General features: G+C 75.7%; 13 protein-coding genes. All 13 read left to right on the top strand.

What is annotated here, in order from left to right; all coding sequences use genetic code 11:
- Positions 1 to 23: 23 nt before the first annotated feature.
- The 13 genes from ACGF5G_RS17515 to ACGF5G_RS17455 all read left to right on the top strand — a co-directional run bounded on the left by ACGF5G_RS17515 (position 24) and on the right by ACGF5G_RS17455 (position 14,078).
- Positions 24 to 1,055: a quinone-dependent dihydroorotate dehydrogenase gene (locus ACGF5G_RS17515; protein ID WP_393263776.1), complete on the top strand. Its 1,032-nt coding sequence runs from the start codon at positions 24 to 26 to the stop codon at positions 1,053 to 1,055.
- 106 nt (positions 1,056 to 1,161) lie between these two features.
- Positions 1,162 to 2,436: an adenosylmethionine--8-amino-7-oxononanoate transaminase gene (locus tag ACGF5G_RS17510; protein ID WP_393263775.1), complete on the top strand. Its 1,275-nt coding sequence runs from the start codon at positions 1,162 to 1,164 to the stop codon at positions 2,434 to 2,436.
- 102 nt (positions 2,437 to 2,538) lie between these two features.
- A complete protein-coding gene (gene pyrF, locus ACGF5G_RS17505; protein WP_393263773.1) occupies positions 2,539 to 3,375 on the top strand; it encodes an orotidine-5'-phosphate decarboxylase in 837 nt (278 codons plus the stop codon).
- A gap of 178 nt (positions 3,376 to 3,553) precedes the next feature.
- A complete protein-coding gene (gene mihF, locus ACGF5G_RS17500) occupies positions 3,554 to 3,871 on the top strand; it encodes an integration host factor, actinobacterial type (RefSeq protein WP_007458370.1) in 318 nt (105 codons plus the stop codon).
- Positions 3,872 to 3,896: 25 nt separating this feature from the next.
- A complete protein-coding gene (locus tag ACGF5G_RS17495) occupies positions 3,897 to 4,430 on the top strand; it encodes a guanylate kinase (protein ID WP_393263771.1) in 534 nt (177 codons plus the stop codon).
- A 46-nt stretch (positions 4,431 to 4,476) separates the two neighbouring features.
- Positions 4,477 to 4,740 carry a DNA-directed RNA polymerase subunit omega gene (gene rpoZ, locus ACGF5G_RS17490; RefSeq protein WP_101366725.1) on the top strand — a complete coding sequence of 88 codons (264 nt, stop codon included), beginning with the start codon at positions 4,477 to 4,479 and terminating at the stop codon, positions 4,738 to 4,740.
- 14 nt (positions 4,741 to 4,754) lie between these two features.
- The gene (coaBC, locus tag ACGF5G_RS17485) at positions 4,755 to 5,963 is read left to right on the top strand and encodes a bifunctional phosphopantothenoylcysteine decarboxylase/phosphopantothenate--cysteine ligase CoaBC (RefSeq protein WP_393263768.1); all 1,209 of its coding nucleotides are present in this window, start codon (positions 4,755 to 4,757) and stop codon (positions 5,961 to 5,963) included.
- Positions 5,964 to 6,053: 90 nt separating this feature from the next.
- Positions 6,054 to 7,247 (top strand): methionine adenosyltransferase, encoded by a 1,194-nt coding sequence (gene metK, locus ACGF5G_RS17480; protein WP_393263766.1) that lies wholly within the window; start codon positions 6,054 to 6,056, stop codon positions 7,245 to 7,247.
- A 65-nt stretch (positions 7,248 to 7,312) separates the two neighbouring features.
- Positions 7,313 to 9,433, top strand: coding sequence for a primosomal protein N' (locus tag ACGF5G_RS17475; RefSeq protein ID WP_393263848.1), 2,121 nt, complete (start codon positions 7,313 to 7,315; stop codon positions 9,431 to 9,433).
- A gap of 456 nt (positions 9,434 to 9,889) precedes the next feature.
- Entirely contained in the window at positions 9,890 to 10,873 is a 984-nt protein-coding gene (locus ACGF5G_RS17470) for an AAA family ATPase (RefSeq protein ID WP_393263765.1), read from the top strand.
- A gap of 196 nt (positions 10,874 to 11,069) precedes the next feature.
- Entirely contained in the window at positions 11,070 to 11,630 is a 561-nt protein-coding gene (gene def / locus ACGF5G_RS17465) for a peptide deformylase (RefSeq protein ID WP_393263763.1), read from the top strand.
- A 7-nt stretch (positions 11,631 to 11,637) separates the two neighbouring features.
- Positions 11,638 to 12,564 (top strand): methionyl-tRNA formyltransferase, encoded by a 927-nt coding sequence (gene fmt / locus ACGF5G_RS17460; RefSeq protein WP_350708931.1) that lies wholly within the window; start codon positions 11,638 to 11,640, stop codon positions 12,562 to 12,564.
- Positions 12,561 to 14,078: an RsmB/NOP family class I SAM-dependent RNA methyltransferase gene (locus tag ACGF5G_RS17455; protein ID WP_393263761.1), complete on the top strand. Its 1,518-nt coding sequence runs from the start codon at positions 12,561 to 12,563 to the stop codon at positions 14,076 to 14,078. The genes fmt and ACGF5G_RS17455 overlap by 4 nt, the downstream gene beginning before the upstream one ends.
- Positions 14,079 to 14,144 lie beyond the last annotated feature (66 nt).

The raw sequence follows: 14,144 nt of genomic DNA, 5'->3' as shown, positions 1-14,144 counted from the left end.
CGGGGGCCAGGAGGGTGGGCGCGGTGATCTTTGAGCGGGTGGTGCGGCCGGGGCTGTTCCGGATCGGGGCGGGGGACGCCGAGGTGGCGCACGAGTGGACGCTGCGTCGGCTGGCGGGACTGTCCCGCCGGCCGGCGGCGCTGGCCGCCCTGCGCACCCGGTACGCCGTCCGGGCGCCGCGCACGGTGTTCGGCGTCGAGTTCCCCAATCCGGTGGGGCTCGCCGCCGGGATGGACAAGGACGGCGCGGCGCTGCCGGCGTGGCCGGCGCTGGGCTTCGGCTTCGTCGAGGTCGGCACGGTCACCGCGCACCCGCAGCCGGGCAATCCGCGGCCCCGGCTGTTCCGGCTGCCCGACAGCGAGGCCGTGGTCAACCGGATGGGCTTCAACAACGCCGGCGCCGAGGCCCTCGCGGCCCGGCTGGCGGCGCTGCCCCGCCCGCTCGGGGTGCCGCTGGGCATCTCGCTCGGCAAGTCCAAGGTGACCCCGCTGGACGGGGCCGTGGAGGACTACCTCGCCTCCTACCGGGCGCTGCGCGGGCACGGCGACTACTTCGCGGTCAACGTCTCCTCGCCGAACACCCCGGGCCTGCGCGCGTTGCAGGACCGGTCGCACCTGGACGCCCTGCTCGCCGCGCTGGTGGGGGAGAAGCCGGTGCTGGTGAAGATCGCCCCCGACCTCACCGAGCCGGCGATCGCCGAGCTGTTGGAGGTCTGCCTGGCGCGGGGCGCGGCGGGGGTGATCGCCACCAACACGACCCTGGCGCGCGACGGCCTCGCCCCGGCCGACCGGGAGCGCGGCGCGCAGGCGGGCGGCCTGTCCGGCCGGCCGCTGGCCGACCGGGCCCGCGAGGTGGTGTCGTTCGTGCACCGGGAGACCGGCGGGCGGCTGCCGGTGGTCGGCGTCGGCGGCATCCTCGACCCCGACGACGCCGCCCGGATGTTCGACGCGGGCGCCGCCCTGGTCCAGCTCTACACGGGCTTCATCTACCGCGGCCCGGCCCTGCCCCGGGCCGTCGCCCGCGCCACGGCCGCCGCCCCGGCACCGGCCCGGTGACCGCAGTACCCGTGATCTTGCACTTTCCGCCCCGGCCAATGCCTCATACCGGACGAGAAGGGGGCCACAAGTGCAAGATCGCGGGGGCGACGACGAAGGAGCGCGCGTGACACCCGAGGAGATCCTGGCGGCCGACCGCCGGCACGTCTGGCACCCGTACGCGGCCCTGCCGCCGGCCAGCCCGCCCTACGTGGTGGAGGGCGCACAGGGCGTACGACTGCGGCTGGCCGACGGCCGGGAGCTGGTCGACGGGATGTCGTCGTGGTGGGCGGCGATCCACGGCTACCGGCACCCCGTGCTCGACGCGGCGGTCACCGACCAGCTCGGCCGGATGAGCCACGTGATGTTCGGGGGGCTCACCCACGAGCCCGCGGTCCGCCTGGCGGCCACCCTCGTCGAGTTGGCCCCGGACGGGCTGGAGCACGTCTTCCTGGCCGACTCCGGCTCGGTCGCCGTCGAGGTCGCCGTGAAGATGTGCCTGCAGTACCAACGCGCCACCGGCCGGCCGGAACGCCGCCGGCTGGGCACCTGGCGGGGCGGCTACCACGGCGACACGTTCCACCCGATGAGCGTCTGCGACCCCGAGGGCGGGATGCACCACCTCTGGGGCGACGTGCTGCCCCGCCAGGTCTTCGCCCCCGTCCCGCCCGGCGGCTTCGACACCCCGCCCGACGCCGCCTACGAGGCGGCCCTGGTCGAGGCGGTCGAGCGGCACGCCCACGAGCTGGCGGCGGTCATCGTGGAGCCGGTCGTCCAGGGCGCCGGGGGCATGCGCTTCCACCACCCGCACTACCTGCGGGTGCTGCGCGAGGTCACCCGGGCGCACGGGGTGCTGCTGGTCTTCGACGAGATCGCCACCGGCTTCGGCCGGACGGGCGCCATGTTCGCCGCCGAGCACGCCGGGGTGGTGCCCGACGTGATGTGCGTGGGCAAGGCGCTCACCGGCGGCTACCTGACGTTGGCCGCCGCGCTCTGCACGGCGGAGGTCGCCCGGGGCATCTCCGCCGGCGGGGTGCTGGCGCACGGCCCGACGTTCATGGGCAACCCGCTGGCCTGCGCGGTCGCCAACGCGTCCCTGGGCCTGCTGCGGGCCGGGGACTGGGCGGGGCAGGTGTCGAGGGTGCGGGCGGGCCTGCGGGCCGGCCTGGAGCCGTTGCGGGGCGCGCCGGGGGTGCGCGACGTGCGGGTGCTCGGCGCGATCGGCGTGGTGCAGCTCGACCACGAGGTGGACCTCGCCGCCGCCACCGCCGCCGCAGTCGCCGAGGGCGTCTGGCTGCGGCCGTTCCGCGACCTGGTCTACACCATGCCGCCGTACGTCACCGACGACGCCGACCTGGCCCGGATCGCCGCCGGGGTCGCCGCCGCCGTGCGGGCCGGCTGAGCCGCCGGTCACGGTCCGGCGAGAGTACGCGGGCGGCGCGCCGCCCGCAGACGAGCGTGCCCCGGGCGGCGGACGCCCGGGCGAGGAGAGGGAGAGAACCGGATGGAGAGCTTCGGCGCCCGCCTGCACCGGGCCGTCAACGAGCGTGGGCCGCTCTGCGTCGGCATCGACCCGCACCCGGGGCTGCTGGCCCGCTGGGGGCTCGACGACGACGTCCGGGGGCTTGACCGGTTCGCCCGGACGGTCGCGGAAGCCCTCGGTGACCGGGTCGCGGTGGTCAAGCCCCAGTCGGCCTTTTTCGAACGGTTCGGCTCGCGCGGAGTGGCGATCCTAGAGTCAACTATCCGACAGTTACGCGAGGCCGGCTCGCTCGTTCTCCTCGACGTCAAGCGCGGCGACATCGGCTCGACCGTCGCCGCGTACGCCTCGGCGTACCTTGACCCATCCAGTCCGGTCCATGTCGACGCGGTGACGGTCAGCCCGTACCTCGGCGTCGGCTCGCTCGCTCCGATGTTCGATCTGGCTGCCGAGCACGGCGGCGGGGTCTTCGTGCTGGCGCTCACCAGCAACCCCGAGGGCGCCGCCGTGCAGCGCGCCCGCACCGCCGACGGGCGGACCGTGGCGCAGACCGTCATCGACGAGATCTCGCAGCTCAACGCGGGTGCGGAGCCGCTCGGCAGCTTCGGCCTGGTGGTCGGCGCGACCATCGGCGACACCGGCCACGACCTGTCCCGGGTCAACGGCCCGCTGCTCGCCCCGGGCCTCGGGGCGCAGGGCGCCACCGCGGCGGATCTGCGCGTCGTCTTCGGCTCCAGTCTGCCCGCCGTGCTGCCCTCGTACTCCCGCGAGGTGCTGAACGCGGGCCCGGACCCGGCCGCGCTGCGGGCCGCCGCTGACAGGGCCCTGACCGACTGCCGGGCTGCCCTGACCGCCGGCTGACTGACTGACGGCTCGGTCACTTTGCGATGATCATCGCGCGTCCACGTTGCCGAAACCGTCGTTGGCCGCTAGTTTTCCCGGCGCTGGGAACCATGGACCCCTTGGTTCACAGCGACACCACGTTTCACAGATGCGGCGTGGCGTCCCGCCCGTCGCGATAGGGACCTGAGGAGAACTGGTGCCGCTCCCGTCACTGACCCCGGAACAGCGCGCTGCCGCGCTGGAGAAGGCCGCGGAGATCCGCAAGGCCCGTGCTGAGCTGAAGGAGCAGCTCAAGCAGGGCAAGACCACCCTCGGAGCCGTCCTCGAGCGCGCCGAGTCCGACGACGTCGTCGGCAAGCTCAAGGTCTCCGCCGTGTTGCAGGCGATGCCGGGTATCGGCAAGATCCGGGCCACCCAGATCATGGAGAAGCTCAAGATCGCCGACAGCCGTCGCCTGCGTGGCCTCGGCGAGCAGCAGCGCAAGGCACTGCTTGGGGAGTTCGCCGCCAACTGAGGCTGGCAGCGTGTAGAAACAAGCAGTGAGCACGGATGACGAGGCGCGCCCGGCGGCTCGGCTCACTGTCCTGGCCGGACCTGAGGGTTCGGGCACGGAGAGTGTCGTCGAGTGCGTCCGGGCGCGTTCTCCGTCCGTGTGGGTCCCGGTGCCGGCCACCACGCGCCCCCGTCGGGAGGGCGAGCTGGACGGGGTGGACCGCCTCTTCCTGACCCCGCCGGAGTTCGACCGCATGGTCGCGGCGGGGGAGCTGCTGGAGTGGAGCCGGGCCGGACCCCACCGGCGCGGCACGCCGGGCGGGCCGGTGCGGGCCCGGCTGGCCGTCGGGCAGCCGGTGCTGCTCGGCCTCGACGTCGCCGGCGCGCTGCTGGTCCGGGCGGCGCTGCCCGACGCCCGGCTGGTGCTGCTGCACCCGCCCGGCATCGTCCCCCCGGCGGGCACCCTCGCCGCGTTCGACCACACCGTCCCGCACGACCTCACCGATCGGGTCGTCGAGGAGCTGGTAGGCTTGTCCGGTTCTTCTTTCCTGGCTCCGGCGCGACCGCATCTGCGCGGTTGAGCGCCAGCACCGCTGTCCGCGGTGCGATAGACGCAGAGGTTAATTCGTGGGATCCATCGCAAGCCCCGAAGGCATCACCAACCCGCCGATCGACGAGCTCCTCGAGAAGACGACGTCGAAGTACGCGCTGGTCATCTTCGCCGCCAAGCGCGCGCGCCAGGTCAACGCCTACTACAGCCAGCTCGGTGAGGGCCTGCTGGAGTACGTCGGCCCGCTGGTTGAGACCACCCCGCAGGAGAAGCCGCTCTCCATCGCCATGCGCGAGATCAACGCGGGCCTGCTCACCGCCGAGCCGACCGACCAGCCGTAACCCGCCCCGCGCCGATGTCCCCCCGGATCGTCCTCGGGGTCGGCGGCGGCATCGCCGCCTACAAGGCGTGCGAGCTGCTGCGGCTCTTCACCGAGTCGGGTCACCGGGTCCGGGTCGTGCCGACCGCGTCGGCGCTCCGCTTCGTCGGGGCGCCGACCTGGGCGGCGCTCTCCGGCCAGCCGGTCGCCGACGACGTCTGGTCCGACGTGCACGAGGTGCCGCACGTCCGGCTCGGCCAGCAGGCCGACCTCGTCGTGGTCGCGCCGGCCACCGCCGACCTGCTCGCGAAGGCCGCCCACGGCCTCGCCGACGACCTGCTGACCAACACGTTGCTCACCGCCCGCTGCCCGGTCGTGCTGGCCCCGGCCATGCACACCGAGATGTGGGAGCACCCCGCCACCGTCGCCAACGTCGCGACGCTGCGCTCCCGGGGCGTCCGGGTGGTCGAGCCCGCCGTCGGCCGGCTCACCGGGGCCGACACCGGCAAGGGTCGGCTGCCCGACCCGGCGGAGATCTTCGCGGTCGCCCGCCGGGCCCTGGCCCGAGGCCTCGCCGCCCCCGCCGACCTGGCCGGGCGGCACGTGGTGGTGACCGCCGGCGGCACCCGCGAGCCCCTCGACCCGGTCCGTTTCCTGGGCAACCGCTCCTCCGGCAAGCAGGGCTACGCCTTCGCCCGCTGCGCCGTCGCCCGCGGGGCCCGGGTCACCCTGATCTCGGCCAACGTCTCGCTGCCCGACCCGGCGGGCGTCGACCTGGTCCGGGTCGGCACCACCGCCGAGCTGCGCGAGGCCACGCTCGCGGCGGCCGCCGGGGCCGACGTGGTGGTGATGGCGGCGGCTCCGGCCGATTTCCGCCCGGCGACCTACGCGCCTGGCAAAATCAAGAAGTCGGACGACGGCGACGCGCCCACCATCGCGCTCGTCACCAACCCGGACATCGCCGCCGAGCTGGGCCAGCGCCGTCGTCCGGAGCAGGTGCTGGTGGTGTTCGCCGCGGAGACCGGCGACGCCGAGGCCAACGGCCGGGCCAAGCTCGCCCGCAAGCGGGCGGACCTCATCGTCATCAACGAGGTCGGCACCGACAAGGTCTTCGGCGCCGACACCAACGCGGCGACCGTCATCGGCGCGGACGGGTCGGTCAGCCGGCTGCCCGAACAGTCCAAGGAGGACCTCGCCGACGCCGTCTGGGATCTCGCGGCGGCCCGGTTGCCCGACCGTTCCTGACGGCTGGAACCGAGCATGACCGAAGGCCCCCGGCGCGCGCGCGGATGACTAGACTTCCGCGGAACGACTTATCCACAAGCTAGGAGTGCCGTGACACGCCGCCTCTTCACTTCCGAATCGGTCACGGAAGGCCACCCGGACAAGATCGCCGACCAGATCAGCGACGGCATTCTCGATGCCCTGCTCGCCGAGGACCCGCGCAGCCGGGTCGCGGTCGAGACCTTGATCACCACCGGCCAGGTGCACATCGCCGGCGAGGTGACCACCAAGGCGTACGCCGACATCCCGACCATTGTCCGTCGGACCATCCTCGACATCGGCTACGACTCGTCGAAGAAGGGCTTCGACGGCGCTTCCTGTGGCGTCAACGTCTCCATCGGTGCCCAGTCGGCGGACATCGCCCAGGGCGTCGACAACGCCTTCGAGCTGCGTACCGGGGCCTCGGAGAGCGCGCTGGACGCCCAGGGCGCCGGCGACCAGGGCATGATGTTCGGGTTCGCCTGCTCGGAGACGCCCGAGCTGATGCCGCTGCCGATCGCGCTGGCGCACCGGCTGGCCCGCCGGCTGTCGCAGGTGCGCAAGGACGGCACCATCCCCTACCTGCGCCCGGACGGCAAGACCCAGGTCACCATCGAGTACGAGGGGCTGCGCCCGGTCCGGCTCAACACGGTGGTCGTCTCCAGCCAGCACGCCGCGGACATCTCGCTGGAATCGCTGCTCACCCCCGACGTGCGCGAGCACGTCATCGCCCCGGAGCTGGAGAGCCTCGGCCTGGACACCGAGGGCTACCGGCTGCTGGTCAACCCGACCGGCCGGTTCGAGATCGGCGGGCCGATGGGCGACGCCGGCCTGACCGGACGCAAGATCATCGTCGACACCTACGGCGGGTACGCCCGGCACGGCGGTGGCGCGTTCTCCGGCAAGGACCCGTCGAAGGTCGACCGCTCGGCGGCGTACGCGACCCGCTGGGTGGCCAAGAACGTGGTCGCCGCCGGCCTGGCCGAGCGGTGCGAGGTGCAGGTCGCCTACGCGATCGGCAAGGCCCACCCGGTCAGCCTCTTCGTCGAGACGTTCGGCACCGAGACCGTGCCGGTCGCCTCGATCGAGCAGGCCGTCACCGAGGTCTTCGACCTGCGGCCGGCCGCCATCATCCGCGACCTCAACCTGCTCCGCCCGATCTACCAGCAGACCGCCGCGTACGGCCACTTCGGCCGTGAGCTGCCGGACCTGACCTGGGAGAGCACCGACCGGGCCGCCGACCTCAAGTCGGCCGCGGGAGCCTGACCGGCACCAGGCGCAGCGACCGGCGACCCGCTGCGGGGTCGCCGGTCGCTCGCGTCTGCGTCGACCTGCCCCTGGCCCACCTGGACCGCCCGTTCGACTACCTCGTCCCCGCCGAGCTGGACGCCGACGCCGTTCCCGGCACGCGGGTGAAGGTCCGCTTCGCGGGGCAGCTCGTCGACGGCTGGCTGCTGGAGCGGGCTGACGACTCGGGGCACACCGGCCGACTGGCGTACCTGGAGAAGGTCGTGTCGCCGGAGCCGGTGCTCGCCCCGGAGGTCGCCCGGCTGGCCCGGGCGGTCGCCGACCGCTACGCCGGCAGCCTCGCCGACGTGCTCCGCCTCGCCGTACCGCCCCGGCACGCCCGGGTGGAAAAGGACGTCCGCGCCCGCGACGCGCCCGCGCCGGCCGGGGACGCGCCCGTGCCGGCCGGGGACGCGCCCGTGCCGGCCGGGGACGCGGCGGTGTCCGCCAGAGGCGCCGACGTGTCCGGCGGAGACGGCGCGGCGCCGGAGGGCGGCCGCACGGCGTCCGGCGGAGGCTCCGGCGTGCCGGACGACGGTCCCGCCGAGGTCGCCGTGCCCGAGGTCGCGGTGCCGGTGGACGCCCCGGCGGGCGCCGGGCCGGTGGTCGGGCCCGGTCCGGACGCCTGGCGGGACTACCCGGCCGGGCCGGCCCTGCTCCGGGCGCTGGCCGACGGGCGGGCACCCCGCGCGGTCTGGTCGGCGCTGCCCGGGGAGGACTGGCCCGCCCGGTACGCCGAGGCCGTCGCCGCGACCGTCGCCGGCGGCCGGGGCGCGGTGGTGGTGGTCGCCGACAACCGCGACCTGGATCGCCTCGACGTCGCCCTGCACGCCGCCCTGGGCCCGGGGCGGCACGTCTGCCTCTCCGCCGCCCTCGGCCCCGCCCGGCGCTACCGGGCGTTCCTCGCCGCCCGGCGCGGCGACGTGCCCGTGGTGGTCGGCACCCGCGCCGCGATGTTCGCCCCGGTCGCCCGCCTCGGCCTGGTGGCGATCTGGGACGACGGCGACGACCTGCACGCCGAGCCCCGGGCCCCCTACCCGCACGCCCGGGAGGTGCTGCTCACCCGCGCCCAGCTCGGCGACGCCGCCGCCCTGGTCGGCGGGTTCGCCCGCACGGCCGAGGCGCAGCTGCTGGTGGAGACGGGGTGGGCCCGCGAGGTGGTGGCCGACCGGGCCACCCTGCGGGCCCGGATGCCGGCGATCGCGCCCACCGGCGACGACCCGCAGCTGGCCCGGGACCCCGGGGCGGCCACCGCCCGGCTGCCCAGCCTGGCCTGGACCACCGCCCGCGAGGCGATCCGGGCCGACCTGCCGGTGCTGGTCCAGGTGCCCCGCCGCGGCTACCTGCCCTCGGTGGCCTGCGCCGAGTGCCGGACCCCGGCCCGGTGCCCGCACTGCGCCGGGCCGCTCGCGCTGCCCTCGGCCGAGGGCACCCCGGCCTGCCGGTGGTGCGGGCGGGTCGCCGCCGCGTACGCCTGCCCGGAGTGCGGCGGGCGGCGGCTGCGCGCCTCCGTCACCGGCGCCCGGCGCACGGCCGAGGAGCTGGGGCGGGCCTTCCCCGGCGTGCCGGTGCGCACCTCCGGCCGTGAGGAGGTGCTCGCCACCGTGCCGGGCGGCGCCGGCCTGGTCATCGCCACCCCCGGCGCCGAGCCGGTCGCCGAGGGCGGCTTCGGCGCGGTGCTGCTGCTGGACTCCTGGGCCCTGCTCACCCGGGCCGACCTGCGGGCGGGGGAGGAGGCGCTGCGCCGCTGGCTGGCCGCCGCCGCGCTGGCCCGCCCCGCGGCCGGCGGTGGCCGGGTGGTGGTGGTCGCCGACGGCGCCCTCGCCCCGGTGCAGGCGCTGCTGCGCTGGGACGCCGCCTGGTTCGCCGCCCGGGAGCTGGCCGAGCGGCGGGAGCTGGGCTTCCCGCCGGCGGTGCGGATGGCCAGCGTGACCGGCCCGCCGGCGGCGGTGGCCGACCTGCTGGCCGAGGCCCGGCTCCCGGCCGAGGCCGAGCTGCTCGGGCCGGTGCCGGCCGACGGGGAGCGGGAGCGGATGCTGGTCCGGGTGCCCCGGGCCCGGGCGGTCGCGCTGGCCGGTGCGCTGCACTCGGCGGCCGGAGTGCGCACGGCGCGCAAGGCCGTCGACCCGGTCCGTCTCCAGGTGGACCCACTCAGCCTCTTCTGACCGGGACGACACCCGCGCCGCCCGCGACCACGGCCGGGCCGCCGGCGGTCCGTCGCCACGGTCGGGCCGCCGGCGGTCCGTCGCCACGGCCGGGCCGCCGGTGATCCGCCGCCCTGCCCGGGCCGCCGGTGATCCGTCGCCACGACCGCGATCCCTCGCCACGGCCCTGCCGCCCGTGATGGGCCGCCCGTGATGGGCCGCCCGTGATCCGCCGCACGGTCCCGCCGTTCCGGGCGCCCGACCGGCCCGCCGTCGCACGCCGGGTACGGCGGGCGGCCCGCGATCGGGTGATAGCATCGCCCGTCATGCCGGGGCGTACGACGGCTCCAGGTCGGGGCGCGGCGTCAGACGCGCCGAGCTGGAGTTGTCGCAGGATCGCGCGACGATGGCGGGAGCGCGTCGGTTCGGCGCGATGTCGATGATGTCAATCAGCCGGTGATCAGGGGTGGACCAGTCGTGACCGTTCGTCAGTCGATCGTCTTCAATGGTGACCTCGGCAGCGGCAAGAGCACCGTCTCGGTGGAGATCGCGAAGCGGCTCGGCCTGCGTCGGGTCAGCGTCGGTGACCTCTACCGGCAGATGGCGCAGGAGCGGCAGATGACCGCGCTTCAGCTCAACCTGCACGCCGAGCTGGACCAGGCCGTCGACGGCTACGTCGACCAGCTCCAGCGGGACATCGCCGCCTCGGGCGAGCGGCTGGTCATGGATTCCCGGCTGGCCTGGCACTTCTTCACCGACGCGCTCAAGGTGCACATGATCACCGAGCCGGGCGAGGCGGCCCGCCGGGTGCTCGCCCGCCCCTCCGGCCCGGCCGAGAGCTACACGTCGCTGGAGGAAGCCACGGCCAAGCTGCGGGAGCGCAGCGAGAGCGAGCGGGGCCGGTTCATCGTCCGCTACGGGGTGGACAAGGCGCGGCTGCGCAACTACGACCTGATCTGCGACACCACCCGCGCCTCGGCGGACGAGGTCATCGAGCACATCGTCGACGCGTACGAGGGCCGGCTGTGCGCGGACGTGCTGCGCGACGCCCCGCCGCTGCTGCTGCTCGACCCCGCCCGGGTCTACCCGACCGAGGACATCGCCGCCCTGCGCGACCTGTGGGACTCGGAGTTCGTCGGCGACGTCGCCGCGGCCGGCGACGAGGCGCTGGAGCCGCTGCGGATCGGCTACACGGGGGAGTACTTCTTCGTGGTCGACGGGCACCGCCGGCTCAGCGCCGCCCTGCAGAACGGCTTCCGCCTGGTGCCGGCCCAACTCGTCGCCGAGGTCGACGAGCAGGTGGTCGGCGGGATGAGCGCGGTGGACTACTTCGCCGCCCAGGCCCGGCCGACCCTGATCCACGACTGGGAGGCCGCCCACAAGATCGAGCTGCCGCTGCCGGAGCACGCCCTGCTCGGCGGGGGCACGGTGCTGGCCGGGGAGCCGGGCGCCGGCGCCTGAGCCGCCCGGTCGGCCACACCTCAGGACCGGTGGCTTTTCCGCGGGCGCCCGCGGGCCGACCGGACGTACGACCGGCTGCGTGGTGATCATCGACACGGAACCGGCGGCGCGCAACGTGGTACGCCGCCCGGGACGGCTCCCGGCACTCCGTAGACTGGTACGGCACCACGTCGTCCAGCCGAAGGAGCCACGCCGAGTGACCGTCCAGCCCATCCGTCTGTTCGGGGATCCGGTGCTGCGCACGCCGGCCGATCCGGTGGTCGACTTCGACGTCGAGCTGCGCAAGCTCATCGCGGACCTGACCGACACGATGCGCGAGCAGAACGGCGCCGGCCTCGCCGCGCCGCAGCTCGGTGTGGGCCTGCGGGTGTTCACCTTCGACGTCGACGACGTGCTGGGCCACCTGGTCAACCCGGTGCTGGAGTTTCCCGACGCCGAGGAGCAGGACGGGCCGGAGGGCTGCCTGTCCATTCCGGGCCTCTACTTCGACACCAAGCGCCGGCAGAACGTGATCGCCAAGGGCTTCAACGGCTACGGCGACCCGCTGCAGATCGTCGGCACCGGCCTGATGGCGCGCTGCGTGCAGCACGAGACGGACCACCTCGACGGGGTGCTCTTCGTGGACCGGCTGGACCCGGCCGGCCGCAAGGAGGCGATGAAGGCGATCCGCCAGGCGGAGTGGTACGACCCGGCCGCCCCGCCGACGGTGAAGCTCAACCCGCACACCGCCAGCAGCCCCTTCGGCCTGGGTCGGTGAGCCGCCCGTGCGCGTGATCTTCGCCGGCACCCCGGCCGTCGCCGTACCCGCCCTGGCCGCCGTGGCGGCCTCCCGCCACGAGCTGGTCGCCGTGGTCACCCGCCCCGACGCGCCCGCCGGGCGGGGGCGCGGGCTGTCCCGGTCCCCCGTCGGGGCGTGGGCCGACGAGCACGGGATCGAGGTGCTCACCCCGGCCCGCCCGCGCGAGCCGGAGTTCCTGGACCGGCTGCGCGAGCTGGCCCCGGACTGCGTCCCCGTGGTGGCCTACGGCGCGCTGGTGCCGCCGGCCGCCCTGGAGATCCCCCGGCATGGGTGGATCAACCTGCACTTCTCCCTGCTGCCCGCGTGGCGCGGGGCCGCGCCCGTCCAGCACGCCGTACTGCACGGCGACGAGCTGACCGGGGCCAGCGTCTTCCAGCTGGAGGAGGGCCTCGACACGGGGCCGGTCTACGGCACGCTCACCGACGAGATCCGCCCGGCCGACACCTCCGGCGACCTGCTGGAGCGGCTCGCCCACTCCGGCGCGGGCCTGCTGGTGGCCGTCCTCGACGCGATCGCCGACGGCACCGCCCGGGCCGAGCCGCAGCCCGCCGACGGGGTGTCGCTGGCGCCGAAGCTGACCGTGGAGGACGCCCGGGTGCGCTGGTCCGACCCGGCGTTCGCGGTGGACCGGCGGATCCGGGCCTGCACGCCGGCGCCCGGGCCGTGGACGACGTTCCGGGGCGAGCGGGTCAAGCTCGGCCCGGTCGCCCCGGTGGCCGACGGTCCGGAGCTGAAGCCGGGTGAGCTGCTGGTGGAGAAGTCCCGCGTGCTGGCCGGCACGGCCACCGTCCCGGTGCGGCTCGGCGAGGTGCGGGCCGCGGGTAAGCGGGCGATGGCGGCGACCGACTGGGCGCGCGGCGCCCGGGTGGCCGCGGGGGAGGAACTCGCGTGACGGGCCCCGAGCGGCCCTCCGGCGACCGTTTCCCGGCGGAGCGACGCGGTGAGCGGCCCGGCGGCCCCGGGCGCGGCGACCGGCCGGCGGGGGGCGGCCGGTGGGGCGCCCGCCCCGGCGGCGACCGGCGCGACGGCGGCCGCCGCCCGGCCCGCCCGGCGGTGGACCTGCCGCGGCAGGTCGCGTACGAGGCCGTCGCGGCGGTGCACCGGGACGACGCGTACGCCAACCTGGTGCTCCCGTCGCTGCTGCGTGACACCGGGCTGACCGGCCGGGACGCGGCCTTCGCCACCGAGCTGACCTACGGCACGCTGCGCCACCTCGGCACCCTCGACGCGATCCTCACCGACGCGGCCGGGCGGGACGTGCAGCGCATCGACCCGCCGGTACGCGACGCGCTGCGGCTCGGGGCGTACCAGCTCCTGCACACCCGGGTGCCGGCGCACGCCGCGGTCTCCTCGACCGTCGACCTGGTCCGCGCGGTCGGCCCCGGCGCGACGGGCTTCGCCAACGCGGTGCTGCGCGAGGTCGCCGGCCGGGACGCGGACGCCTGGGTGGCCAAGCTCGCCCCGCCGATGGAGACCGACCCGATCGGGCACCTCGCGCTGGCGTACAGCCATCCGCAGTGGATCGTGCGGGCCTTCGCCGAGGCGCTCGGCGGCGACCTCGGCGAGACCGCCCGGCTGCTCATCGAGGACAACGAGCGCCCGCCGGTGCACCTGTGCGCCCGGCCCGGGCTGGCCGACCCGGTCGCGCTGGCCGACGAGGTCGGCGGGGCCCCGGGGGCCTTCTCCCCGTACGCCGTCTATCTCTCGGGCGGGGCGCCCGGCGACCTGCCGGCGCTGGCCGAGGGGCGGGCCCACGTGCAGGACGAGGGCTCCCAACTGGTGGCCAACGCCCTGGCGGTGGCCCCGCTGGACGGCCCGGACGGGCGCTGGCTCGACCTGTGCGCCGGCCCGGGCGGCAAGTCCGGCCTGCTCGGCGCCCTCGCCGCGCAGCGGGACGCGCGGCTGACCGCCGTCGAGGTCTCCGAGCACCGGGCGCGGCTGGTCGCCCAGGCCACCCGGGGCCTGCCGGTGACCGTGCTGCACACCGACGGCCGCACGGTCGGCGCCGACCCGAAACTGCCGGAGGCGCACTTCGACCGGGTGCTGGTCGACGCTCCCTGCACCGGCCTGGGGTCGCTGCGCCGCCGGCCGGAGTCCCGCTGGCGGCGCGAGCCGTCGGACCTGCCGCCGCTGACCCGGTTGCAGCGGGAGCTGCTCGCCGCGGCGCTGCGGGCCGTCCGTCCGGGCGGCCTGGTCGCCTACGTGACGTGCTCCCCGCACACCGTGGAGACGCACGTGACGGTGACCGAGGCGGCCCGCCGCTCGGGAGTGCCGGTCGACTTCGTCGACGCCCGGCCGCTGCTGCCGGCGGGGATGCCCGGCCTCGGCGACGGGCCGACGGTGCAGCTGTGGCCGCACCGGCACGGCACCGACGCGATGTTCCTCGCGGTGCTGCGCCGCACCTGACAACGGACGCCCGACGGGGCGGTCACCCTCGGGTGGCCGCCCCGTCGCGGGTCGGTCCGGTGCCGG

Source organism: Micromonospora sp. NPDC047730, assembly GCF_043204765.1.
Lineage (GTDB): Bacteria > Actinomycetota > Actinomycetes > Mycobacteriales > Micromonosporaceae > Micromonospora.
This window is presented reverse-complemented; position numbering and strand designations above follow the sequence as displayed.